13 protein-coding genes are annotated in these 25,304 nt (G+C 47.5%); 10 read left to right on the forward strand and 3 right to left on the reverse strand.

The genetic code is table 11. The features are described 5' to 3' along the window. The first annotated feature begins 124 nt into the window (after positions 1 to 124). The 10 genes from FW774_RS15270 to FW774_RS15310 all read left to right on the forward strand — a co-directional run bounded on the left by FW774_RS15270 (position 125) and on the right by FW774_RS15310 (position 16,882). Complete coding sequence (locus tag FW774_RS15270; protein WP_187774917.1) at positions 125 to 5,257, forward strand: gliding motility-associated C-terminal domain-containing protein; 5,133 nt, start codon at positions 125 to 127, stop codon at positions 5,255 to 5,257. A 195-nt stretch (positions 5,258 to 5,452) separates the two neighbouring features. Then, positions 5,453 to 6,445 (forward strand): PorP/SprF family type IX secretion system membrane protein, encoded by a 993-nt coding sequence (locus FW774_RS15275; protein WP_149349080.1) that lies wholly within the window; start codon positions 5,453 to 5,455, stop codon positions 6,443 to 6,445. Positions 6,446 to 6,514: 69 nt separating this feature from the next. Next, the gene (locus FW774_RS15280; protein WP_149349081.1) at positions 6,515 to 8,515 is read left to right on the forward strand and encodes an OmpA family protein; all 2,001 of its coding nucleotides are present in this window, start codon (positions 6,515 to 6,517) and stop codon (positions 8,513 to 8,515) included. Between the two features lie 3 nt (positions 8,516 to 8,518). Continuing rightward, on the forward strand, positions 8,519 to 8,668 hold the full coding sequence (locus tag FW774_RS20460; RefSeq protein ID WP_187774918.1) for a hypothetical protein: 150 nt from the start codon (positions 8,519 to 8,521) through the stop codon (positions 8,666 to 8,668). Further along, the gene (locus FW774_RS15285) at positions 8,669 to 8,998 is read left to right on the forward strand and encodes a hypothetical protein (RefSeq protein WP_149349082.1); all 330 of its coding nucleotides are present in this window, start codon (positions 8,669 to 8,671) and stop codon (positions 8,996 to 8,998) included. Beyond that, positions 8,998 to 10,845 carry a hypothetical protein gene (locus tag FW774_RS15290; RefSeq protein ID WP_149349083.1) on the forward strand — a complete coding sequence of 616 codons (1,848 nt, stop codon included), beginning with the start codon at positions 8,998 to 9,000 and terminating at the stop codon, positions 10,843 to 10,845. Before FW774_RS15285 ends, FW774_RS15290 begins: the two co-directional genes overlap by 1 nt. A 17-nt stretch (positions 10,846 to 10,862) precedes the next feature. Next, complete coding sequence (locus tag FW774_RS15295; protein ID WP_149349084.1) at positions 10,863 to 11,606, forward strand: hypothetical protein; 744 nt, start codon at positions 10,863 to 10,865, stop codon at positions 11,604 to 11,606. A gap of 98 nt (positions 11,607 to 11,704) precedes the next feature. Further along, on the forward strand, positions 11,705 to 12,574 hold the full coding sequence (locus tag FW774_RS15300; RefSeq protein WP_242457854.1) for a gliding motility-associated C-terminal domain-containing protein: 870 nt from the start codon (positions 11,705 to 11,707) through the stop codon (positions 12,572 to 12,574). 11 nt (positions 12,575 to 12,585) lie between these two features. Beyond that, on the forward strand, positions 12,586 to 13,557 hold the full coding sequence (locus FW774_RS15305; protein WP_149349086.1) for a type IX secretion system membrane protein PorP/SprF: 972 nt from the start codon (positions 12,586 to 12,588) through the stop codon (positions 13,555 to 13,557). A 61-nt stretch (positions 13,558 to 13,618) separates the two neighbouring features. Beyond that, on the forward strand, positions 13,619 to 16,882 hold the full coding sequence (locus FW774_RS15310; RefSeq protein WP_149349087.1) for a UvrD-helicase domain-containing protein: 3,264 nt from the start codon (positions 13,619 to 13,621) through the stop codon (positions 16,880 to 16,882). Positions 16,883 to 17,048: 166 nt separating this feature from the next. Here the strand turns inward: FW774_RS15310 and FW774_RS15315 are convergent, their stop codons facing one another. The 3 genes from FW774_RS15315 to FW774_RS15325 all read right to left on the reverse strand — a co-directional run bounded on the left by FW774_RS15315 (position 17,049) and on the right by FW774_RS15325 (position 25,263). Then, positions 17,049 to 18,146 (reverse strand): mandelate racemase/muconate lactonizing enzyme family protein, encoded by a 1,098-nt coding sequence (locus FW774_RS15315; protein WP_149349088.1) that lies wholly within the window; start codon positions 18,144 to 18,146, stop codon positions 17,049 to 17,051. Positions 18,147 to 18,443: 297 nt separating this feature from the next. Further along, entirely contained in the window at positions 18,444 to 19,412 is a 969-nt protein-coding gene (locus FW774_RS15320) for a type IX secretion system membrane protein PorP/SprF (protein WP_149349344.1), read from the reverse strand. 4 nt (positions 19,413 to 19,416) lie between these two features. After that, a complete protein-coding gene (locus tag FW774_RS15325; RefSeq protein WP_149349089.1) occupies positions 19,417 to 25,263 on the reverse strand; it encodes a PKD domain-containing protein in 5,847 nt (1,948 codons plus the stop codon). Positions 25,264 to 25,304 lie beyond the last annotated feature (41 nt).

Consider the following 25,304-nt stretch of genomic DNA (forward strand, 5'->3'; position numbering starts at 1 on the left):
TATTGAGCAATAATTGTCTTTTAAGCTCAATTTATTTAATATGACATTAACCTATACTCCTGCGGAAAAACAAAAACGATGCCCCATTTTTAGTTTTAACTTATTACTATTAGCATTAACGTTTTTGTGTTTAACATCGTATGCGCAGCAACCTGTGCAACGCGTTTATGCCAATTCTGCCCAAAAAAGCGCAGACGATTATCTTCTGATCATTAAAGCCGGGTATGTTGAAAATGAAGGACAGGCCGTGGATGGTAATCCCCAAAATGCCGCTACGCTTAATTCAACGGTTGTAAATGTGCTCGGTGCAAATATTGGAGGTCAGGCAGCCCTACGTTTACGCTTTACCGGTGCCGATAAACCTTCGGCAGGTGTTCCACTTACCATAAAGCTGGGTATAGGCGGCAACGTGCTGTCAGCATTAGACGGTTTAACGGTGCAGGCCGTGAACGGCGCCGCTACCAGCAATAATGGCAATGGTAATGAGGTTGGGCCGGTTTACAAAGCATCCAGCCTGGTAAACCTGCTGGGCGGTGAAAACCAGGTAGAGTTTACCATTACGCCAACTGTTGCTTACGATGGTGTAAAAATAAAGCTCGGTGGAACCGGGGATATTTTATCCGCGGGAGTATTAGCATCAGCAAAAGTATACCATGCTTATTTTACCAAACCCGCTACCGGCGTGGTATGTAATGCCCCCATTGACCTGTTGTATGGCTCTACCGGTAACCTTGCCGGCAGCCTTAACCCGGTAGAAAATCCGGGTAATGCCATTGATGGAAATGAAAATTCTTCGGCATTGCTTCGTGCCAATGTCAGCGCTTTAAATAAAACCTTTCTTACAGCCGTATATCCCTCATTATCAAAAGCCGGCGATTCTATACGGTTGGTTATTCAGCCGCAAGGCACCGGTTTATTAGATGCTACCTTATTAGCCTCTAATTTTACCGTACGTACCTATAAAGACAATACCGATAACGGCGCCCTTGCATTGCAATCCTCATTTCTCCATTTAAGCCTGTTAGGCGGTTCGGGCAATAAATATGTATTGACCTATCCGGTAAATAAAGCCTTTAACAGGATACAACTATCGTTGGGCGAAGGCCTGGTCAATGCATTGAGCGGGTTATACGTGTACGAGATGGGCCGGATTGCACCCAGTCCCGTTATACAGGCGCCGGGCCTATCAGGTAATACCTTGACCGTATGCCAGGGTATAGCGCTCGATATATCCATAACCAACCCGGAGACCGACGCTGTCTATAAGTGGTTTGATGCCGAAACCGGTGGCAGTGAAGTAACCAACGGCGTTTCGGCAAATGGCACATTGTTTTCTCCCACCGGGCTGGCGGCAGGAAGTCATGATTTTTATGTTGCCGTATACAGAAACGGATGTACCGATCCCGCATCGGGCCGTACAAAGGTAACCATCATCGTTACCCCGGCAGCTACAGCAGCACAAATAACCGCTCCGGGAACAAGCGTTTGCCCGGGACAGACCGCCACGCTGGCAGCGCCTTCGCTAACAACAGCCGGAAGCATCAGTAATCCAGTATTCACCTGGTATTTTGACCAGGCTAAAACCTTGCCGGTAACCAGCGGCACTACAGACGGGGTAACCTATACCTTAAATGCCGACGGCTCGCTGAATATATCCGGCTTAACCGCCACCAAAAGCTACTATGTGAGCGTACAGGGCACAGGTGTTTGCGAGAATGTTGCCGGCGATCTGAAAGAAGTGACCGTAACGGTAAATACTACACCGCAGCCTGCACTAAACCTTTCGGGAACACAGATCATCGGCACCGGCGGAACCTTGCAGTTAGAGGCAACCTCGGCCGGAGCAACAGCCTTCCAATGGTATAAAGATGGCAATCCGCTTTCGGGCGAAACAGCAGCAACGTTAACCAGGAGTAATGTAACAAGCGCCGACGCCGGCGTATATACGGTAATTGCTTTTGGTGCCGGCGGATGTGCTTCTGTTGTCAGTGTGCCGGTTACCATACAGGTGGCAGGCTTTGGCAGCACCAAAACCGTTAGCGGCTTAAATGCCGATGGCAAGATCGAGGCCGGCTCAACGCTGACGTACACCATAACGGTAAGCAATACCGGTTCAACAACGTTAACGGGCATTACCATCAGCGACCAGATCCCGGCCGGAACCACGTATGTAGCTGCCTCGGCCGATAACGGCGGCGCTTTAACCGGCAGTACATTGAACTGGACGATTGATGTCCCTGCCGGAGATAACAAGGCCGTAAGCTTCCAGGTAAAAGTAACCGATGATCTGACCGGGCTGGCTGCCATTGGCAATACAGCTACCGTAACTAATCCGGCCGATCCCGGCAATCCGCAAAACCCGGAAGTTCCGCCAACGCCGACCGATCAGCAGCGGACATTTACCAGCACCAAAACCGTAAGCGGTTTAGATGCAAACGGTAAGATCACGGCCGGATCCGAATTAACCTATACCATCACCATACAAAATACCGGTAACGTTGCCCTTACGGGGATAACCGTAGCCGACCCGATCCCGGCGAATACTACGTATGTAGATGCATCGGCCGATAATGGCGGCACATTAACGGCCGGTGTGCTGAACTGGACAGTAGATGTTCCCGTAGGGCAGAGCAGATCGGTAAGCTTCCGGGTTACGGTTCCCGGCGATTTAACAGGTATTCCGTCTATCGGGAATAAAGCAACGATAACCGATCCGGCTGATCCGGGCAATCCGCAAAACCCGGAAGTACCGCCAACACCTACCGATCAGCAGCGGACATTTACCAGCACCAAAACCGTAAGCGGTTTGAATACCGATGGTAAGATCGATGCCGGTTCTGAGCTGACCTATACCATCACCATTCAAAATACCGGAAATGTTTCCTTAGCAGGTCTGTCGGTAACCGACCCGATCCCGGCCAACACCATTTATGTGGACGGATCGGCCGATAATGGCGGTGTGCTTACAGCCGGAGTTCTTTCCTGGACAGTGGATGTTCCGGTAGGACAAAGCAAATCGGTAAGTTTCCGGGTAACCGTGCCGGATGATTTAACGGGCATCCCATCCATTGGCAATAAAGCTACTATAACCGATCCGGCTGATCCGGGCAATCCACAGAATCCGGAAGTTCCGCCAACACCAACCGATCAGCAACGGAAATTTACCAGTACCAAAACCGTAAGTGGTTTGAATACCGATGGTAAGATTGAGGCCGGATCCGAACTAACCTACACCATTACAATACAAAATACGGGTAATGTTGCGCTTACCGGTATCGCTATCAGCGATCAGATACCGGCCGGAACTACATATATAGATGCCAGCGCCAATAACGGCGGGACATTAACTGCCGGAGTATTGAACTGGACGGTAGATGTTCCGGTAGGGCAAAGTCTGCCGGTAAGCTTCCGGGTTAAAGTAGCTGATGACCTGACTAATTTTGCTTCCATTGGCAATAAAGCTACCGTAACCGATCCGGACGATCCGGGCCATCCGCAGAATCCGGAAGTGCCGCCAACGCCAACCGATCAGAGATCTGATTTTACGGTAACCAGTTCGGTTGCATCAACCAACCCCGATGGTAAAGCACACCCGGATGATGTATTAACCTACACTATTACGGTAACCAATGCAGGAAATATGCAGCTTAGCAACATCAGTGTAACCGATCCTGTTCCTGCCAAAACCACCTTTGCGTCGGCAGAAAATGGCGGCTCGCTTGATGCCGGAACCAATACGGTGAACTTTACCATTCCATCGTTGGCGGTGGGAGCTTCCGCAACGGTAAGTTTTAAAGTTACTGTTCAGCATAACCTGGGCGGTACGTCGGTTATTTCCAACACGGCAACAATTACCTATAATACCATTCAAAAAACCACCCAGGCCGATATTGCCGTAGGCTGCGATGTAACCACAGTAGCCGATCTGATGGTGAACGGTGGCCCTGGCGGAGATATTTGCGTATCGTCAACCAGCGTACAGATCAGCACATCAGCAGCCGGGTTAACTAACCCGATATTTTACCTGTATAACGGAACCAACCTGGTTTCAAGCAATACAACAGGCGTATTTACGGTGGCTACCATTGCGGGTAACACCTACACCTATTCCGTAGGTGTAAGCGCCGATGGTTACTGCGAAACTCCCGAAGCAAACCGGAAAACCATCACATTTAAAGTAAACACGATACCTGGTACGCCGGCAGTTACCGCAGCATCTGTAGACGTGTGTTCCGGGTCGCAGGCAACATTGTCTGTGGCAAATCCGCAAAGCGATGTTACCTACAAATGGTACACCGTTGCTTCGGGTGGCACACCGGCAGGTGCAGGGGCAAGCTTTACAACCACGCCGGTTACGGCCAATACCTCCTTCTTTGTAGAAGCTGTTTCTGCATCATCATGCGTGAGCGGCAGAACAGAAGTAAAAGTTAATGTATTGGCTCCGCCGGTTGCGCCCGCTTCCGTTACCGTTGCAGACATTCCGTTATGCGGGGGAAGCAAAGCAACCTTATCGGTAGATAATCCCGGTGCATCGCTAACCTACCGCTGGTATGATGTTTCTTCGGGCGGTACGGCACTTGGCGAAGGCCCTGTATTTACTTCGGAAGCATTGCAGGCAACCACTACCTTCTACGTAGAAAGTGTATCGAAAACCGGGGGCTGCATCAGCGTTGCACGTACAGCCGCAACAGTTACCGTATTGCCGGAACTTGCTGCACCGGTAGTTACTGTACAAAGCGTAACGGCAGGCAGTGTAACCTTTGCATGGAATGCCATTGCCGGTGCAACAGCTTATGAGATCTCCATCGATAACGGCACAACCTGGCAGCAGCCGGATAGCGGGCCGGCCGGTTTATCTCACACGGTGAGTGGCTTAAAGCCCGATGTTGATGTGACCATACTGGTACGGGCCAAGGGACAGCTTGCCTGCCAAACCAGCCCGGCTTCTGCACCTGTAAAAGGTACATCGGCAAATCCGTTAGGTAACCAAATATTTGTTCCGAACACGTTTACGCCGAATAACGATGGAAAGAACGATATCCTGTATGTGTATGGCAATACCATTGCAAAGCAACGGTTCAGGATCTATAACCAGTGGGGACAATTGATCTACGAATCGCTGTCACAAGCCGATGGCTGGGATGGTACTTTCAAAGGTCAGGTACAACCCACCGGCGTGTATGTGTACTATGTTGAGGTAACCTTTAAGGATGGAACCAGCGGACTGAAAAAAGGTACAGTTACATTGATCCGCTAAAGCGAAGGAATAAACAAAAATGGCTCAGGAGAAGGTGTCTAAAAAGTCAGCAGCACTAGCAATTTATAGTCACGCTGACCCCGAATTCCCGGGGGAAGCGTTGTAGCCACAATGAACTAATCCTTCGACAGGCTCAGGATGACTATAGTAGACTTTTTAGATACCCTCATATAAAAAAACAAAAAAATTATACCAATGAAAATAGTCAGGATACTTATTGCGGCGATTGTTGTTCAGTGCATAGCCGTTCAGGTTAAGGCGCAGGTTGATCCGCATTTCTCACAATATTATGCTTACCCGATGTGGTTAAACCCTGCCCTTACCGGCGTTATCGATGGCGATTACCGCATTGCCGTGAATGCCAAGCAGCAATGGGGAACGGTAAATAATTCATATTTAACCGGAGGTGCATCATTTGATATGGCGCCCGTAAAGCAATTTGCATTTGGTGTTACCGTGCTTGACCAAACCGCCGGCGATGTGGATTACAATTACCTGAACGCTTTATTGTCGGGAGCCTACCGCATACGTTTTGGTAAGCAGGGATTGAATATGATCAACTTCGGTGTGCAGGCCGGCATACTGAATAAAAGTTTTGATGCCTCTAAAATCACCCTGGGCAGCCAGTATGATCCCGTTTCGGGCATTAATTCAGGATTGCCTATGGATGAAACGTTTGAATCGACATCCGCACTAATGCCCGATGTCGGAGCCGGTATCATGTACTTTGACGGAAATCCCGACCAGCGGGTTAACGCCTTTGCCGGTGTCAGCGCATCGCACCTTACGCGGCCGGTTGATAAATTTTTAGGTAATAACCAGCATACGCCCATACGCTACGCGGCACACGGCGGCGCCCGCGTACGTGTTTCGGATGTGCTTGATCTTACACCCAACGCCTTGTACCTGCGCCAGGGCAATGCCCATGAAGTAGCTGCGGGCGTGTACGCACAACTGATGCTTAATACAGAATCAGACTTGCTGTTTGGCTCGAATTACCGTTTTGACGATGCAGCCATCGCGTTTCTGGGCGTACATATCAAAAGCCTGGTAATTGGTTTAAGCTACGATGTAAACACATCATCCATACAACGTATCTCCAATAATAAGGGCGGGTTTGAATTATCGTTAACATTTACCAGCCGTCGCGGACTTATTGGCCCTAACTTTTTCTGCCCCAGGTTGTAAATGCTGGCAGGATTAGCCTTGCTTACGGAGATTATTCACAAGAACAGTTTTACAGACGACATAAACAGCATGAAAGCACTTAATATCTTCAGTATTTTAATATGTACCGCGGTAATGGCCAAGGCGCAATATGTGCCCAATTATAAACGTGCGGCCGATGTGTATTTTCAGAATAAGGAATATTATGCTGCCGCAGATTACTATAAAAAGGCATTGCAAATCTCCCCGGACAGCGTGGGCTTTGTTGTGCCTTATGGCTTTGAAAAGAGGCTCGGTGAGGATAAAAAAAACAGCGAAGACCGCAAGTACCTCGTGTTCCGGCTGGCTGAATCGCTGCGTTTATACCGCGATTTCCCCGATGCCGAAAAATGGTATGCCATAGCAAAGGATTTCCCTGAAAAGGAATATGCGCTGGCGCCTTTCTGGTATGCAGAAAGCCTGCGTGCAAACCAGAAATTTGAAGAAGCTATAACGGCTTTTACTGCTTTTATTGAAAAATATCGGGAACAGGATGAATACATGAAACAAGCCAGACAGGATAGGGAATCATGCCGTTTTGCGTTGAGAGAAATGCGGTATCCGCGTTTGGTTTTGTTAAGCAAGCTGCCAAAGGATGTTAACCTGGCAGGCTCAAACTATGCGTCGGTGCAAAGCAACGATGCCTTTTACTTTACATCGTCAAGGCCGGTTCCGGTTAGCGGTAAGAAATATGTGTTAGAAGGCAAGAACACCAATTACAAGGTAGCTCAGAAAGAAACGCCGTACGTCAACTCTATTTACTCCATAACAGGCGATCCGCTTTCTGAAAAGCATGAGTTGAAACGCATCAGCTTTGATAAGAATATGCAAACGGCTGCTCCGGCCATATCGGCATCCGGAAACACCATTTACTTTACAGGATGGACAGGCAAAGGCGATGAAAAGAACTACGCTATCTACTCGGCATCAAAAACGCAGGATGGCTGGTCTGAGCCCCAAATGCTGGGTATGCAGGTAAATATTAAAGGGTTTAACGCCATGCAGCCCAGTGTTTCCACCGATGGCCGGTACCTCATATTTTCATCCGACAGGCCGGGCGGTTTAGGTAAATTTGATCTCTGGTATTGCCCCATACGCAGCGACGGAACCGTAGGACAGGCGGTAAACATGGGTTCGGTAATTAATACACCTGCCGATGAGGAAGCCGCATTTTACAACAGCACGACCAAAAAGCTGTTGTTTAGTAGTAACGGTAGGGTTGGCCTTGGCGGATTTGATTTCTTTGAAAGCGAAGGCGATATGGCCGAATGGAGCGAGCCGCAAAATTTAGGATATCCGTTCAATTCATCACGTGACGATCTGTATTTTTCGCCGTTAAACAATGCCGCTTCGGAAGGTTACATCAGTTCAGACCGCGAATCGGCATGCTGCCTGGAGCTGTTCTATCTTAAAAAGGAATATATCCACATTAAAGGCACATTGATAGATTGCAATACGCACGAGCCGCTGAATGGCGCTACGATAACCCTGAGCGATTCATTGCATACCGAAAAGCAGGTAATTGATGCCAGCGGAGAATATCATTTCAAATTAACATCACGGCGGCCGGTAACCATCACGGCAGAGAAAGATAACTATTTTACAAAAGTTGTTCGCTACACTACAGAGCAGCTTACCAAAAGCGATACCCTGTTAAACCCTAACCTGTGCCTGGTAGCCTTTAAAATTGATAAGCCGATAGTAATTGAAGACATTTTTTACGATTACGACAGCGCAAACCTGAGAGATTCATCGAAGCTCGTTCTGGACGGTCTGGTTACCCTGATGAATGACAACCCGGCTATAGAAATTGAGCTTGGCGCACACACAGACAGTAAAGGAACGGAGGCGTATAATCTTGATCTGTCGCAGCGGCGGGCGCAAGCCTGTGTAGATTACCTGGTTTCAAAAGGTATTTCGCCGGCACGGTTAACCAGCAAAGGATATGGCGAAAGCCGCCCCATTGCCCCGAATACCCTGCCGAACGGTAAAGATAATCCCGAAGGCAGGCAGAAGAACAGGCGTACAGAATTTAAAGTGACTAAAAAATAACGAATGATAACCTGGCTGTTCTGGAAATATGCGGTAAGTCATCGCTGGCAACAAAAGGTCATCTGGGAATCAGTGTACATTAACCTGCTGATAGATGGCCTGGTGCTTATTGTCATTGCATCCAGGTTAGGCATTTTTCAGCTTGTTCAATAAATGATCAGGAATAATGCGATGATGGAGAATACAACTGTTCAGCAGGTATGTCGGTCACGCCGGTTTTCAGGTTTGTATATCGATATATTCCAGGAGATCATCCAATCGGCCAAAACCAATCGCGAAATAAGTGCAGCATTTGGGTACAGTGAAAAATCCGATGCTATTATCAGCCATTCCCGTAAGGTAATGCGTAAGCTGTTGTACCTTGAAAACTTACCGGTGCGCCAATACCAGCAACGTATTATTTACCCGCGGCAATACCGGTTCTGGTGGGCAGAGCTGTTTAATAAACATAAACCTTCCCTGTTGCTTTTTTGCCAGCATTAATGGAGCATGGATGTAACTATATTGGCTATTCAGGAGGCCGGTTAAAGGCTGTTTTTTCAGTTATTCTATTGCAGGATGAACGTTTGAAGCGCTTAAGGGAAATGCAGATGTTTCGTTTTGGGTATTATGTAATTGGGATAATTATGCTGGTTATCCCGGAAGGGATGTACGCACAGTGCATTAGCCGGTCACGTACCTATGCCAGCTTTCAGGGAGTATATCGTACAGGACTTGGTGCATTAGGGAAACCGGTATTTGGTGGTTCAATAACCCATGCTGAAAATGCGGTTAATAAAGATCCGGAGAACGCATCAACATTGACTGTTAATTTAGGCCTGGCAGGTTTGGCTTCCGTAACCCAATTCCTTGAATTTACCACCGATGGTACGCATGCTAACAAACGGCTTATTGCGGCTAACACACCGGTTACCGTGAAAATGTCGCTTCCGGTTAGTGCGTTAGATCTATTAGGTGGAATAGAGATTGGTACATTCACTAACCTAACATCCGTATCTGAAAGCTGGCCCTGGCTTCCGGGCAGCGGAAATTATTCAGGCTATAATTCGGGCAATAAAACGGTAGCCTATACCGGAACCAGCCTGGCCAGTGTATTAAATGGCGCCGGCGAAGCGGAGATCACCTTTACCCCGGCACAGGCTTACAACGGGGTTTATATAAAACTATCGGGCAATGCATTAAGTGTAGCATTGTCTGCCAGTATTTTTCATGCGTATATCCTGGAAGATAACCCTGATCCGGTAAGCTGCGGCGAAGCAATCGATGTTTTGAGCGGAGTAAAGGCGGGAGCTGTTGCCATTGCAAATGCAACCGGTTCGGTCACCAATCCGTGGAATGCTGTAGATGCAGATCCGTCAAATACTACGTTTGCACTGTTAAGTACCGGGGCACAGGTGCTCAGCAAAGTATATGAAACGGTGTTGTTCAGTAATTCATCCCAACCCGGCGATTCGGTGCGTATTGTATTGCAGGATCCGGGAGCGTCATTGCTTGATCTGTCGCTTTTAACAGGTTTCACCATACAACCGTATCTCGGGAACACAGCCGTGGGCCCGCCTTTAGACAAGAACAGTATTGGCCTGAACCTGCGTTTGCTGGCCGGCGCCGGGAATAAGTATGTGCTTGCAGCGCCGGTTACGGGGGCTTTTGACCGGGTTGAAATAGCTATGGGTGGGATCACCAACGCATTATCCGGGTTGCGCATCTACAATGTAAAACGGGTAATTCCCGATCCGGTTACCGGTATAAATGGTGTTGTCGCTACTGCTAAAGCTATCTGCGAGGGCGCTTCTGTAGCATTATCAGTAACAGGTACTCAAAGCTGTACCACTTACAGCTGGTACGATGCGGAGACGGGCGGAAATCTGCTGGCTACTACAACCACATACAATCCCGGCATACTAACTTCCGGCACTCATATTTTCTATGTTCAGGCTCAGCGGCAGAACTGTACAGATGCTGTCTCGGTTCGCACACCGGTGACTATCACGGTAGACCCATTGCCGGCAGTAGCATTAGCTGCCAATCCGGAAGTTTGCAGCGGAGCTACAGCAGCCACAATTTCCTATACAGGTGAGAGCGGATCACCTGTTACATACTCCATTAGCTGGGATCCGGCAGCGCAAGCGGCAGGGCTTAACGCGGTGAATGAAGCGGTTCTGACTGCCGGGGACATCGATATAATTATTCCTCCCGAAACACCATCCGGCAGCTATAGCGGAATATTAACTGTAAAAAATGCGGCTGGCTGCACAAGCCCGGGACAGCCTTTTACAATAACCGTAAATCCCAGGCCTACATCGCCTCACATCAGTTTAGCAACAAATTAAAATCCTAAATAAAAATCATGAAAAGAACAATTACAACATCGGTATTAGGCGTAATAGCTATTATGCTTTATTTTACAAATTTTGTTTCCGCCGCTATCTACCCGGTTTACGTATGTGGCGATGCAACAGTAACCTTAAAACCTGCATTTGCCGAAACGCTGGCGCCAGGCGATAAAGTGATCTGGTCTGAGGTTGGTGGCTCGGCTGTTGAAAAAACAAGCGCCGACCCGAACTTTACCACACCGGATAACCTGAGCGCCGGGGTTCATCAATATACCGTGCACGTTATTTCAGCCAGTCCCGCCGAATGTAAGGGCGATGTTTCAGACGTATATGAAATATACAAACTGCCGGAAACAACGTTGGCATTATCAAATCCCTCCAATGCAAAATATTGCGAGGAAAATTCCGGCAGCGGGTCTGCACCCGTAACCAGTTCGGTTATTACGGCAACAGCTACACCGGCCCAGGCACTGCCCGAAGGCGTAGGTTATATCTATACCTGGGCAGTTACGAAAGACGGATCTGCTGCTGCGATAGCGGGCGTAGGCGCTGACGATAGCGGTACAGGCACTACCAATGTATTCACCATGAATGCAACCGCTAAAGGCGTGTATGCATTTACCGCGAGCGCAAAATATTCAGTTCCTTCAGGATCGGTGCTTAAATCGGCTTCCGGCTCAGGATGCGAGGCAATATCCGGCTCAAAAACGGTAGAAGTTACACCTAAGCCAGGCAAACCGACCATTGCAATTGAGTAAAAAAGCCGGCTCTTTTTCGGTGGATGAAGGCTAAATGGCTCATCGTGCTAAGCCCCTTATTGTTTTTAATGATAAGGGGATCTTCTCAGACTCAAACAATGCCGCAGGTAACGATCCGGCAGGGCACTTCGGTAGTGCTTACTGCAAAATCAGGTAATGCAGTTGCTTTTCAATGGTTCAGGGATGGGAAACCTATTGACCAGGCTACCGGGCTGAAATATACTGCTCGTGCAGCCGGAGTTTACCAGGTAATATCATTCAATGATGAAGGATGCGATTCGGAGATATCCGATGGCGTGACTGTTGTGGTTGAACCCGTATTATCAGCAAGTGCAGATATTGAGGTTCAGAAACGATCAGAAACACGTCCGGTAGGCCTGTTTGAAACCTTTGAATACCTGCTAACCGTGCGTAATAAAGGTGCTGATAATGCTACTTCGGTCGTAGTAACCGATAGCCTGCCCGCCAGTCTTGAGCTCATTGAGGTGGTTAACCCGGTACAGGGTAGCGCCGTCTACAATGCTGCTACACGTATGGTTATATGGCAATTACCCACGCTGGATAACGGGCAGCAGGCCGGTCTGCGTGTTAAGGTAAAAGCTACATCAGCAGGTGTGATTACAAATTCGGCAACGGCTACTGCATTTGAAACCGACCCTGAGCCCGGCAATAATATTTCGGTAGATAAAAAAGAGATAGGCAATTTGCAGATCCCCAATGTGTTTACGCCTAATGGCGATGGTAAAAACGATGCTTTTGTCATTCCCGGGCTGGAGAATTATCCTGAAAATGAGCTTACCATTATTAACCGTTGGGGGAATCACGTTTACGAGCAGAAGAATTATCAGAATAGGTGGACAGGCGAAGGGTTAAACGAAGGGACATATTTCTATGTGTTGCGGGTAAAAGATACATCGGATAACTGGCAGGCATACAAAGGTTATGTCACGTTGCTGCGATCAAAATAATGGAGCGGATTATGAAGAAGATAATTTTGATAACCGGTTTGCTGATAGGCTCATTCAGGTTAGCGGCACAGCAGGATGCGCATTTCAGCCAGTACATATTTAACCTGATCTATGTAAACCCGGCCTATGCCGGATACAAGGAAGAGTGGTATTTACAAAGCTTTTACCGGTCGCAGTGGAGCGCTGTTCCGGGAGCGCCGCAAAGCTTTTCGGCCGCGGCAGATGGCACGGTGAATCATGATAATGTCGGCTTAGCCTTATTGCTGAGCCATGATAAGATCGGTGCGCAAAGTAACCTGGCAGGTTATGTCAATTATGCCTATAGAATACAAACCGGCGACTCTGAAAGCTCACGGCTGGCATTTGGTTTAGGTGTTGGATGCGTACAGTTGGGTATAGATGGCGATAAGCTGAATGCTGTTGATGCCGGCGATGCCTATGTCCCGGCAGGCAAACAAAGTACACTGTTGCCCGATGCCCGTGCCGGAATTTTTTACTCGGATGAACATGCTTTTGCCGGTTTCTCTGCCGATAACCTGCTTACCGGTTACATGGCAAAAAATAAAGACCATACGTTGATCACGGCTATCCCCAAACCTCATTTTTACCTGGCGGGCGGCGCCGTATTTCCGGTAAGCGACGGCGTAAAGCTAAAACCGACTTTTCTGCTCAAAGATGACCTGGCCGGCCCAACCAATCTCGACATCAACGGCTTTGTACTGTTAAATGAACGCTTATGGATCGGTGGCTTTTATCGCACAGCCGTTAAACTGTACCCTAAAAATAACCTCCAGCCGGATCTGCACCAACCCAGCGCTGCCGGCATTATCGCTGAGATCTTTGCCACTCCCTCCATCCGTATCGGCTATGCTTTCGATTACTCCTTAAACAAGCTCCGCGATTATAATTACGGTTCGCATGAGTTCTCTTTAGGTTTCTATCTTCACAAAGATAAGCGGGGCGAATTGAGGTGTTATTTCTAAGTTCGCTATGTTTTTGCGTTGGGTTTAATGTAACTTTGATACCACTCAAATCATGGTTAACATGCCAAACAAACCACTCAAATTGCTTCAGGCATCGGCGGGTTCCGGTAAAACGTTTAGTCTTACGGCACATTACCTTACGTTGCTGTTTTCGGGCGAGACCAAATACCGCGAAATTCTGGCGGTAACCTTTACCAACAAGGCTACCGAGGAAATGAAAACCCGCATCCTGGAAGTACTGAAAGAGCTGGCCAAAGGTAATGCCACCGATGGACTAATCAACGAAATGCGAAGGATTATCCTGGAAGCGCATCCCGAATTAAACCCGCAAACACTGCAATTACAGGCCGACAGGATCTATCGTCGTATTCTGCACGATTATGGTCGTTTTTCGGTAAGCACCATCGACGGTTTTGTACAGAAAGTAATACGGAGCTTCGCGTTTGAGCTGGGTTTGGATACCGGTTATGCGCTCGAAATGAACTTCGACAAAGTAAAAAACGAGTTGGCCGACCGGCTGGACAAGCAACTGGACACTAATCCCGGTTTATTGCAATGGATCATTAATCTGGCACAGGATCGCATACAAAATGATAAAAGCTGGAATTATCGCAGAGAGCTTACAGATCTTGCCGGCGAGATCTTTAAGGAGCGTTATCAGCCTTTTGAAAAGGCCATGGAACCCCTGATGAAAGCCGGGAAAATGGATGAGCTGTTCACCACGTACAGCGATCTGACCCGTCAGGCTATCCGGGAGTTCGAAGAGCAGGTACATCGTCTGGCTGTAGACGCCGCTAAAACCGCTGAGCTGGCAACCGCTAACATCGATTCACTGAAAGGCAAATCCCGGTCGCCATTGTTTAACCTGCAGAAAATTGCCGATGGCGATTTAGCCAAAACAGAAAGTCTCAGCCGCTTAATTGACCAGCCCGACGAATGGTTTAAGCCTGGAAGCGATACATCGGTATACGATACGCTGAACCCGCAGCTAAAGCAGCTGTATGAATATTACACCCAAAATCTTGCCGATTACCTGCTGGCCGTATCGGTTAACGAAAACCTGTATTTTTTACGGCTGATGCAGGAAATGGCGCACCTACTGGAAAGTTACCGTAAAGAAAGCGGAACCCTGCTTATCAGCGATGCGCAACGCATGCTGCAGGAAATCACCGCTTCGGAAGAAGGTAGTGGAAACCCCTCGTTTGTGTGGGAAAAAACCGGGAGCCGCTACCAGCATTTTTTATTCGATGAGTTTCAGGATACCTCTACCAGTCAGTGGGGAAACTTCAGGCCGCTGCTGCAAAATGCCATTGCATCGGCAAATGGCAAGCTCACCGACCACCTGGTGGTAGGCGATGTGAAGCAATCGATATATCGCTGGCGCAATGGCGACTGGAATATCCTGCACCAGAAAATAAAGGCCGATGTGGGCGAGGAGTACATTGTTGAAGAAAACCTGGAAGCCAATTATCGTAGCGCCGAAAATATCATCAACTTTAATAACCTGTTATTTCAATATGCGCCGCAGGCATTGCAAGATCAGCTGAACGCTATTATTGCGTCTGAGGCTGGCGAAGCGGCGGCAAAATGGTGGTATGAAAAAGGTTATCACGAGATCATTACCAATGTTTACCGGCATGCCCCGCAGCTCACGCATCCGCAAACCGCTAAAGGCGGACACGTTCATATTTCGGTTTTAACCGAGGATGAGACCGGTAAAAGCCTGCGAAATGAATCGTTCCGGCGGGTATCCGTTCAGAAAATGATAGCCGAAATACAGCTGATTACCGGCGAAAAGGGGTACAAGCCCGGCGATATCTGTGTGCTGGTACGCTCTAATAAAGAAGCTGTAACGGTTGTGGAAGCGCTCATGGAGCGGCATATTCCGGTAATTTCCGGCGAAGCCCTGATGATTGCCAATAACAATGCTGTAAAGCTGCTGGTCAATACCCTCAGGGTGCTTGCCGGCCCGGCCAACCAGACAGCGCTGTACAAAGCGAACTGCATCAGCCTGTACGCAAGCCTGCGACACAAAACGGTTCTGCCGCAGGAATGGTTTTACCTGCAAGGCAAAGACCTGAGTCGATTAAAGCAGGTATTGCCCGAAAGTCTTTGTAACAACTGGCGTACCTGGATGCAATTGCCGCTTACCGGATTGATAGAAGAGCTGATTGGCGCTTATGGGCTTAACCACGAAAATGACGGCAGCGGACATTTACCCTTTTTACTGGCTTTCAGGGATATGGTGGGCAGCTTTTCTGCCCATGGCGATAAAGGGATTCATGCCTTTTTGCAATGGTGGGATGAGGAGGGAAACACGAAAGCCCTGCCATCGGCCGAAGGCGTGGAAGCCGTTCAGGTAATTACCATCCATAAATCCAAAGGATTAGCCTTTAAAGCGGTGCTGATACCTTTCTGTAATTGGGATGTAGGTGGTATGCCGAACAGTATTTTCTGGGTGTCGAGCAATGAAACGGCCTATAAAAGCCTGCAAAGCATTCCCGTGAAATACAAAAAAAGTCTCGGTAAATCGGCTATAGCGCCCGCGTATTACGAGGAGCTGCTGAATAATAATATGGATGCGCTGAACATGTTATATGTTGCCACTACCCGTAGCCGCGAGTACCTTTCCATAACCGTTCTGGGTAAAAATAACCCAACCGATAAAATTACGCACACCGGCGACCTGATGGCGAATGTTATCGACAAATTTGAAGGTTTTGATACAGGCAGAAACGGATTGTATATCGATGAGCCTGTAATAAAAACGCAGAAAGAAATCACAGAAGAAATCCTACCCGAAAAGCTGGAGCTAACAAAATATCCTTTGTCAGAACGCTTGTCGGCTGTTTTTGACAGGGCGCTTCTGCATCCTGAATTTGAGCTTTTTGCCGGTGGAGAAGCCGGAAGGGAAGGCGCTATCCTGCATGCGGCGCTGGCAAAAATAAGTGAAATCGCTGCGGTTGACAAGGTGTTAAACGAGATGCTTTTACAGGGATATTTCAAAAATGACGAACTGGAGGCCATCAAATTACAGATAAGCCAGGTATTGCGGCATCCGCAATTGCAAAACCTGTTAAGCGGCAATTATGAGATTTTAAACGAGAGAAGCATCATTGCCGCCGACGGGAAAAGCTACCGGCCGGATAAAGTGCTGGTAAAGAACCAGGAAGCCATTGTGCTGGATTACAAATTTACGCACAGCGAGGAAGAACAGCATGTTCAGCAGGTAAGACGTTATAAAAGCCTGCTGCTCGATATGGGATATACTCAAGCTAAAGCATATTTGTTTTATGCCCAAAGCGGGGCATTGAAGCTGGTGTAAAGATGGTATGCCGGCCTGTCAGGGGACAGGCCGGGGGAAATATGTCTCCTATCCATACACGGTATTTCCACTACATCACAAAATTAGCAGCCTGCGGTTTTGAAACGGATTATAGAAATTGACGCATTCTTATCAAAAATTATCCAGTATCAAAAAGACGAAACCGCTAAATAGTCCATTTATCGCATTTTGCTAAAAAATCCTCGTCTATATCGGCCCCGATACCCGGTAAATCGGCAATATCCAGAAGATATCCCTTATAGGCTGCTCCATTTATAACCGGGTCTTCGAGGTGACCAAGCAGGCAGGTATCCAGATCATAAAATTGAACGTTGGGCGAGGCATACGCAAAATGCAGCTTGGCGCTTAATGCGAGACGACTTTCAAGCATACCGCCTATCATGCAGGGTATATTTTTAGACCGGGCAAGGTCATGTATTTGTATGGCTTCGGCTATTCCGCCGGATTTTACCAGCTTAATATTAATATAATCGCAGGCTCTGGCATTAATGAGCTTCCGTGCATCGTGATGACTGTAACAGCTTTCGTCGGCCATGATCTTTACGGGTGATTGCAGGCATAATGCGGGAAGCAGATCATCATACCAGGAACGCATGGGCTGTTCGCAAAACTGTATGTTCAAATCCTTCATGCCGTTCAGGGCCAGCAAGGCATCATCAAAGCTCCAGCCCTGGTTGGCATCAATACGTATCAGCATGTCTTCACCAGCTACTTCGCGTATTTTTTCTATCCGTTTTACATCCTCAGGGGCATTTTTACCGAGCTTCACCTTCAGCATTCTTGCTCCGCTGCTTTTATATTGCTGTGCTTTTTCGGCCATCTTCTCAACCGTATCTATGCCGATCGTAATATCAGTTTCTACCGTTCTTTTTTCTCCGCCGAGATACTGGTATAAGGGAAGCCCGGCATGTTTAGCAGCAATATCATAAAGCGCCATATCAAAAGCGCTTTTTATGGTGGTATTACCGGCAATGGATGTATTGATATCCTGCAAGCGTCCTGCTGTATCCAGGGCATCTTTCCTTTTAATTAACGCTGCAAAATCACGACCTACGCTGAGGCAGGTTTCCTGGGTTTCGCCAACAATGACCGGGAATGCAGAACATTCTCCCACGCCATAAATACCGGCGTCGGTATGTATCCGGATAAATACATTCTGTGCATAATGCATGGTCCCGGTAGCAATGGTAAAGGGCTCCATTTTAATGCTGAGCCGGTAAACATCGGTATGTGTAATCTTCATCTATGGTTAAGTAAAAAGTAAAAATTCAAAAGTAAAAATATATAACTTGCTAAAAATCAATTCTTATAATTACATACTCACAGATTTGATCTATAGTCAACTTAACAATATTGTTTCTGCGCTAAGGCTGATTCTATCAGGGCGGTATATACTTCGCTTAGCGATATCCCGGCAGCTTTTACCTGGGCCGGAATAAAGCAAAGAAAAGGATTTTGCTCTTGTCTTGGTTCCTGATCCGTTGCTCTTGTTTCTACCTCCGATCTTTCCCTACTTCCGGACTATATGCTAAACATCCAATCACCAGTTTTTTTGCGGGCAGGTAACCCGGTAACGATTGTTCAGCAACAAGCCTAGCACAATTTCATGCGTTCCATTGCTTACCGAACGCAGAGCAGAAGTTGTAAAATCGTACGAATAGCTCAGGTTAAATAAGGAGCTGATGTTAAACCCCGCCATGGCGGCAATGGCATCATCCTGCCGGTAGCTTCCACCTATCCAGAATTTATCCTTAAATGCCAGCTTCAGGTTTACATCAACAGATGTAGGCAAAGAAATCAGGTATTTAACCATAAACGACGGAATTGCCGCAACATTTTCGGCGAGAAATACTTTATACCCTGCTGTAGCAAACAAGTGTGCCACCTGCTGATCGCCCATTAAAGACTGGGCAGAAATACCTGCAAAATAGGTTGGCCCGTAAAGCCAGACACCGGCTCCCAGGTCAGGCTGAAACTGGCTCTTCTGGCTGGCTATAACGGGGTCGTTGCTATTCTGCACCGTTACTTTTGAAAGATCAACGCTTGTTCTCGAAAAACCGGCCGCAACACCCAGGCTCAGATTCAGCCGCTCAGTAATTCCTAAGTGATAAGCATACGTAACATCCACATCGCTGGTAGATATGGGTCCCGTTTTATCCATAACAGCATGAAAGCCAATGCCATGATGAGGCTCTGACGCCTGGTATGTTTGCACATAGCTGCGGTTCATCGGGTTATCTCCTGCTTCAGAAAACGAATTGGCATTACTGTACAGGTAATTTTTCCCGATAGGCGCATGCAAGGAAATAAACGAGGTTACAGGGGCTCCCTCCAGGCCCTGCCACTGCTTACGGTAGCCGGCTTTGACATCAATGTAATTTTCTATACCCGATATAGCCGGATTTAACAGGTAATTATTAAAAATATACTGTGTATATTGAGGCTTCTGCTGGGCAAAAACTCCGGTCACACACCCCACCAGGATCATTAAAAACACACACTTCCTCATACACTTATCGTAATATCGTAACAGACCCTGAAATAATGGCATGGCCGTTTTTAGGGTCGATCATATAGTAATACGTGCCGGCAGGCAGATCCTCACCATTATATTTGCCATCCCACTTTACAACGCCTGAGGAACTGAGCACTTTTTTCCCATACCGGTTAAATATTTCTACCGTTGCGCCGGGATAAGTATCCAGGTATTTTATCTCCCATAGATCGTTGATACCGTCGCCGTTCGGAGTAAACGTATTAGGCACTACCAGCTCACGTAAAATATTGACATTAAGCGTACTGCTTGCGTTGCACCCATTTTTTGTTTTTACGGTTAAGGTGTACGTCATATCATTACCCAGCCGGCATACGGGGTTTGGCGAATCCGGGTTATCCAGGTATGTTGCCGGCGACCAGGAATAGCTCAGATCATCGCCGGTAACGGCAGAGGCTTTCAATTGGGCTGATTTTCCTTCCGCGATATAAATGGTGCTTTGCGCAAATGTTACGGAAGGAGTGGGATAAACCACAATATCCTGTTCTTCATAACTCTGGCAACCGCTTGCCGTGGTGTACGTGTACCGGATGCGGTGTGTACCCGGACCGGCCAACTGCGGCGAAAATTGTGGACTTACTGTAATACCAGTACCGCTATAAACGCCATTTCCGGGAAGCGATAAGATAATACCACCTTGTGTTAAATTAAAAGGATCTGCTTCCTGGCAGACAGCCGGCAATGGAGCCAGGTGAGCTACCGGCATGGCATTCAGGGTAATTACTTTGGAAAAATCAGTATAGCAGCCGTTCTCATTATACGCCCGCAGCATAATGGTATAAGTGCGGGTCGCCGGACTTTCAAACGCCGGATACGAATGGGGATATGTACCGCCTGGGACAGGAGAATCATACGTTTCAGCCTCAGTCGGATTGTTCACATAATCCCAATAAACCGCTACTTTTTTTACCGAGCCAAAGCCGTTCACTACAGACTGGTCAGTAAGTGAAACCGGATCGCTGCTGCATAGCTTGTTTTCATTGGCAATACTGAATGATGCTGAAGGCGTATTGTAAATAGTTACCGGCTTACTCACCGAATCCATACAACCCTTATCGGTAACAGCAATTAGTTTTACTGTGTAAGTTCCCCCGGTGGTGTACTGGTGAACGGGCTGCTGGCCTGTACCCTGGCTGCCATCACCAAAATCCCATAACCATTGCGAAACTGTAGCCGCCGTGCTGCTGGCTGTAAACTGCGCTTTTCCATCCGGGATACACACATCCGGCACGGTAAAACCGGGTTTGGGAAGCGGATTAATGGTGATATCCTTCGATGCCGTATTGCTTATACAACCGGTGCTGCTTTTAACCCAAAGCCTGATCGTGTATGTCCCGCCGGATGTGTAAGTATGGTTTACCGGGTCGCCGGTGGTTTGAACCAGTGGGGCCGAACCATCACCGAAATCCCAGTTCCACTCCACCAGGCTGGCGTCGGGCGCATTAATAGCCGATGCATCTGTAAACGTAATGCTGTTGTTCTGGCAGGTAGTGGCAGGAAGGCTAAAATCTGCCGTTGGCAAGGGGTCAAGGATAATATCGTGTGTTGCCGTATTGGTAGCGCTGCAACCACCCGCTGATGTAGCTAACAGTGTGACCGTGTGTTTACCCGGCGTGAGCCATTTATGTTTGGGGTTTTGCAGGTTACTGGTCGTACCGTCGTCAAACGTCCAAAGCCACTGGCTGATAGTTCCGACACTAATGGTGCTGGCATCTTTATACGTTATGCTATCGCCGTCAAAACATACCCGTGCAGGGGCATCAATAGCCGATACCGGTGCAGCGTCTACCACAACGGTATCTGTGTAAGGATTCTGGCAGCCTGACGTAGTTTCCAGGATAAGCTTTACCGCATATTTGCCCGGTTTGGTATAGGTGTGCGATTGCGGCGGACAGGTGCTGCCATCTATCACTACGTTATCGCCTTCGCCAAAATTCCATATCCATTTAGCCGGTGTGCCGGATGTGGTTCCGGTTACCGAGGAGGCCGAAGGGTCAAAGCTGAGTGTTTCGCCGGCACAAATAGTATCTTTCGGCGCTATGCTGAACCGGGCATCTATTCCACCCGAAAAATCAACTTTTACACTATCTGTGGTTATTACACCCACACTATTGGTGGTTGTCAGCTTCACCATGTACACGGAACCTCCGCTTACATCATACGTATGAGGAGGCGGATCTTGTACCTCGGTGCTCGTGCCGTCGCCAAAATCCCAGGCCCATTTGGTTATGGTAGTGCCTGGCATGGCCGTGGTATGGTTGTCAAAGCTTACGGTTGGATTGCCGCAACTGGTGGTAAAATCGAAGTTGACATTGTCACGCCCGATAAGCACCAATATCTTTTCAATGTCTTCACCGCCACACTCGCTTGAAAACGTACCGGTTGCCTTGGCCGAGATCCGGTAAATACCATCCTGGCTAAAAGTATATTGAACCGGCGATGTATAGATATAAAAAGTGCGTCCCTCTACCTCTATCGTGCCATCGTACTTTGCCTTACCTGTTGTGGTATCTATTTCACCATTTTTTATACCGGCCGGGCTTACCCTGGTATCTGTGCCGGGATCCCAGGCAATATTATCTACCTGGAACGGATTGTAAGGCAACGCTATTTTCAGGGTAACCGGGTTATTTTTACCACCTTTTACCGATGTACTGGATGTATCTGATCCCGCCGGATTAACGGTCATTTTTATGGATGACAGGTTTTTAATGGCCGTACCGGCATTATAGCCGTAGCTTTCACCGTCGCCCATCCCATAAGCAATGGCATTAAAGGCATAGTCTGATGAAATCGTATGCGCCATTCCGGGGGCAACCTTAAAAACAGCATAATAATAGTTAGGGTCCAGAGGATGTACCTTAAAGGCATCCTTCATTAATACCAGAGAGGAACTATAAGCAGCGGTACCACCCACATCTACTTTTGTTGTGCTGTTAAAATCAATATTATCCAGCTTAAAGCTTTGCTTGTCTATCGCCCCTTTTTCAATAATTACATTTATATAATGGCCATTTGCACCGCCACCTGATTTTTTAATGGTTGCTGAATATACCGTTGCTTTATTAATGGCTTGCTGTACGGGGCTTAAAATGATCATTTCCGGATCGCCATCGCCGCCGCCACCGCATTTGCCTACCACTATAAACTGAATAACATTGATAGGCTTATCGCTCTCAATAACCATTGGCTGATTAGATTCTACTTCGTAATACAGGTTATTTACCAGCGTTGAGGGATTCAGTACCGTTCCATTCTTTTTTACAACAGTAGTTGGATCTTCAACAACTATACGAAACAGGTTATTGGGCATATTTTTAGTTGGAGCCGTTAAATAACGGGTGCCCCATGCTACGATGGGAAACATCTGCTGGATCAGGTGATCTGAACCTTCGGTATCTGAACAGCTTAATGTATTGACCAGCACACGACCGTTACCGCCAAATACGGCTATTTTTTTGTCGCAGGTGGTTTTTACTACCGTTCCTGTGAGATCCAACCCGTTAGCTGAATTCTTTCCTGAACCACTGATAAAACCCATCGCGTTAAATACCTGTCCCTTGTTTAGCGTAATTTTATAGGTAACCCCTTTTTTGTACAGCACATTTGCAGCTGTGTGACCGTCTGAAAAAATGGAGCTTTGATCGGCATTTACAATATCATTGGTTGGCGTAAATTCCACTTCGGTATTATCTTCACCGGCAATTACAAAAAAGAATGAATTGGGAATACCGGTATTGGTTTTACCTCCATAAGACTGTACCACGTATTGAGAGCTCCAGGTATTGGTTGGAAACAACATAGCGCCGGCAGCAGAATTGTTATCGGCATACGTATGCATCCAGACTGCAATTGGAGTTCCGTTTGTACTATATACATGTATGCCCTTATTACTGATACCGGTTGAATACAAACGTGTATCAGGGTAGCCCGCTGTATTATAATTGGTAGAATTATTGGGATCGCCGGTAGGGAAACCGGTTACTTCCACTACACTATTAGCTGCTACATTAATGGTTTTTGGAAAACCGGATGCTCCGGGAATACCGGGCAGATCTACTATTACCTGTGCAGGCTGGTCTGTAGCCGAAATGTAAACAGACAATTTAGCTTCCCCGGAATCTCCTGCCTTGGTCTTCATTTTTTCCTGATAGCCAAAGCCCAGCCAGAAATCTGTACCACGGTTGGTTACTTCGTCCGGAGATGAAACAATCGTTCCGGAAACTTTCACCACATCGGCATCAGCGGCAGCTACCCCGCCGCCACTCTGGATAACATTGCCTGAAAACGACCCATACGTAGTAACGGGTAACTGCACATATACCGGCGTGCCACTTATGGCGCCACCTGTATAGGGAACTGTTATCGAGGATGCAAAGCCATTGTTACCATTCAGGGATACCAGGAAACCGGCCGGAGCAGTAACGGTTATAGTACCTGCCGCCGGTGAAAGATTTTCGCCGGAGAGCGTATAGCTAATGGTTAAGGGAGTAGTGTTATAATAATTTTCGCCAAAATCAATGCTGCCGGGTACAGCCACCAGTACCGGCGCAGGTGCAGCCGTGGTAAATTCTACCTGATCTCCATAGGCGGTGCCCAGGGAATTAATGGCATAAGCTTTTACATAATATTTGGTATTGGGTGTTAAGCCTTTTATAAAATCGCTGAAAGACTGTGCACCGCTGCCTGCTACCCATTTACCGGTATTTGAGCTGGTGTTAGGATTCCCGGTGGTGTTCCATACCAGGCCTTTTTCGGTAATGGCCACGCCGCCGCTATCTGTAACTATTCCCCCTCCTGTAGCTTTATTTGAAAGTATGTTGGTAACGGGGTTAGTGGTGACTTCAGCAAGTGAAGCCGGATCAGTAGTAAAACTCATCTCGGCGCCGTAAAGGGTATCTAACTGGGTAATGATGTATGCTTTTGCATAATAGGTTGTGTTTACTGTCAGGCCGGTAAGCGTACTGCTGATGGTTCCGTTAGTTCCATCGGTAGTATATAATGCTGATCTGATGAATGGGTCAGGCGACTTACTCCACACCACGCCGCTCTGTTTTACCTGCTGATAACCCGAACCAAAGTCATAGGATCCTGTTACAATGCCGGCGTATTTTGGAGTCATGGGCGATTTAGTTGCCGAGAGCGTTTTCACTCCCGGTGCAACAGTAGGAGGTGAAGATGTTGTACCGGAGAATACCAGGTTGATAATCCGGAAGTTATCATTTTTATCGTTATTTACCGAACCATACAGGTAAAACCGTATGATATACGTATGCCCGCTAAAAAATGATTCGTCAATACCGTTAAACTGTACCGTAGTAGTGGTGCTGGAAACAGGCTGAGCCGGGGTTAAAGGGATCCATTGTCCATTATTATCGATCTGGATATAAGGCGCTATATAAATAATTGTCGAATTATCTTTATAAGACAGACTGTTAACATCTACCTGTATTTTGGTTAATTTCAAATCAAACCCATTTTTGGGCGATAGCGGAATATCAAATGAATAGTCATCGGTTGGCTGTGTTGGCCAGGTAACACTTTGCGTTTTTACCCGGTAACCTGAACTGTTGTGTGCGCCAGAGCCTGTTTGTACATTTATCCCGTATCCCATCGTACCTGCATTAACATTCGGACTTGTAGCTGCTGGTTGTGCTGTTCCGGCAGGAGGATTACCGCTGCCTGTGCGCAACGGATAGGTTGCCAGCGTTTGGCTGAATGTAACCTGTATAGCGCTGGCCAATAGTAAAATTAATACGATTCCCTTCTTAAATACAGGGCATTGCTGTATATCCCTTCTTTTCATAAATAATCACAGCTTATTATCGCATGTTATCCTTTTGTAAC

The organism is Pedobacter sp. BS3, assembly GCF_008274585.1.
In the GTDB taxonomy this organism is placed as follows: Bacteria; Bacteroidota; Bacteroidia; order Sphingobacteriales; family Sphingobacteriaceae; genus Hufsiella_A.

What these genes read in the sequence shown, in the direction of transcription:
- FW774_RS15275 (WP_149349080.1), top strand. Translation starts at nt 5,453, where the DNA reads ATGAAAATAGTCAGGATACTTATTGCGGCGATTGTTGTTCAGTGCATA.
- FW774_RS15280 (WP_149349081.1), top strand. Translation starts at nt 6,515, where the DNA reads ATGAAAGCACTTAATATCTTCAGTATTTTAATATGTACCGCGGTAATG.
- FW774_RS20460 (WP_187774918.1), top strand. Translation starts at nt 8,519, where the DNA reads ATGATAACCTGGCTGTTCTGGAAATATGCGGTAAGTCATCGCTGGCAA.
- FW774_RS15285 (WP_149349082.1), top strand. Translation starts at nt 8,669, where the DNA reads ATGATCAGGAATAATGCGATGATGGAGAATACAACTGTTCAGCAGGTA.
- FW774_RS15290 (WP_149349083.1), top strand. Translation starts at nt 8,998, where the DNA reads ATGGAGCATGGATGTAACTATATTGGCTATTCAGGAGGCCGGTTAAAG.
- FW774_RS15295 (WP_149349084.1), top strand. Translation starts at nt 10,863, where the DNA reads ATGAAAAGAACAATTACAACATCGGTATTAGGCGTAATAGCTATTATG.
- FW774_RS15300 (WP_242457854.1), top strand. Translation starts at nt 11,705, where the DNA reads ATGCCGCAGGTAACGATCCGGCAGGGCACTTCGGTAGTGCTTACTGCA.
- FW774_RS15305 (WP_149349086.1), top strand. Translation starts at nt 12,586, where the DNA reads ATGAAGAAGATAATTTTGATAACCGGTTTGCTGATAGGCTCATTCAGG.
- FW774_RS15310 (WP_149349087.1), top strand. Translation starts at nt 13,619, where the DNA reads ATGCCAAACAAACCACTCAAATTGCTTCAGGCATCGGCGGGTTCCGGT.
- FW774_RS15315 (WP_149349088.1), bottom strand. Translation starts at nt 18,146, where the DNA reads ATGAAGATTACACATACCGATGTTTACCGGCTCAGCATTAAAATGGAG.
- FW774_RS15320 (WP_149349344.1), bottom strand. Translation starts at nt 19,412, where the DNA reads ATGAGGAAGTGTGTGTTTTTAATGATCCTGGTGGGGTGTGTGACCGGA.
- FW774_RS15325 (WP_149349089.1), bottom strand. Translation starts at nt 25,263, where the DNA reads ATGAAAAGAAGGGATATACAGCAATGCCCTGTATTTAAGAAGGGAATC.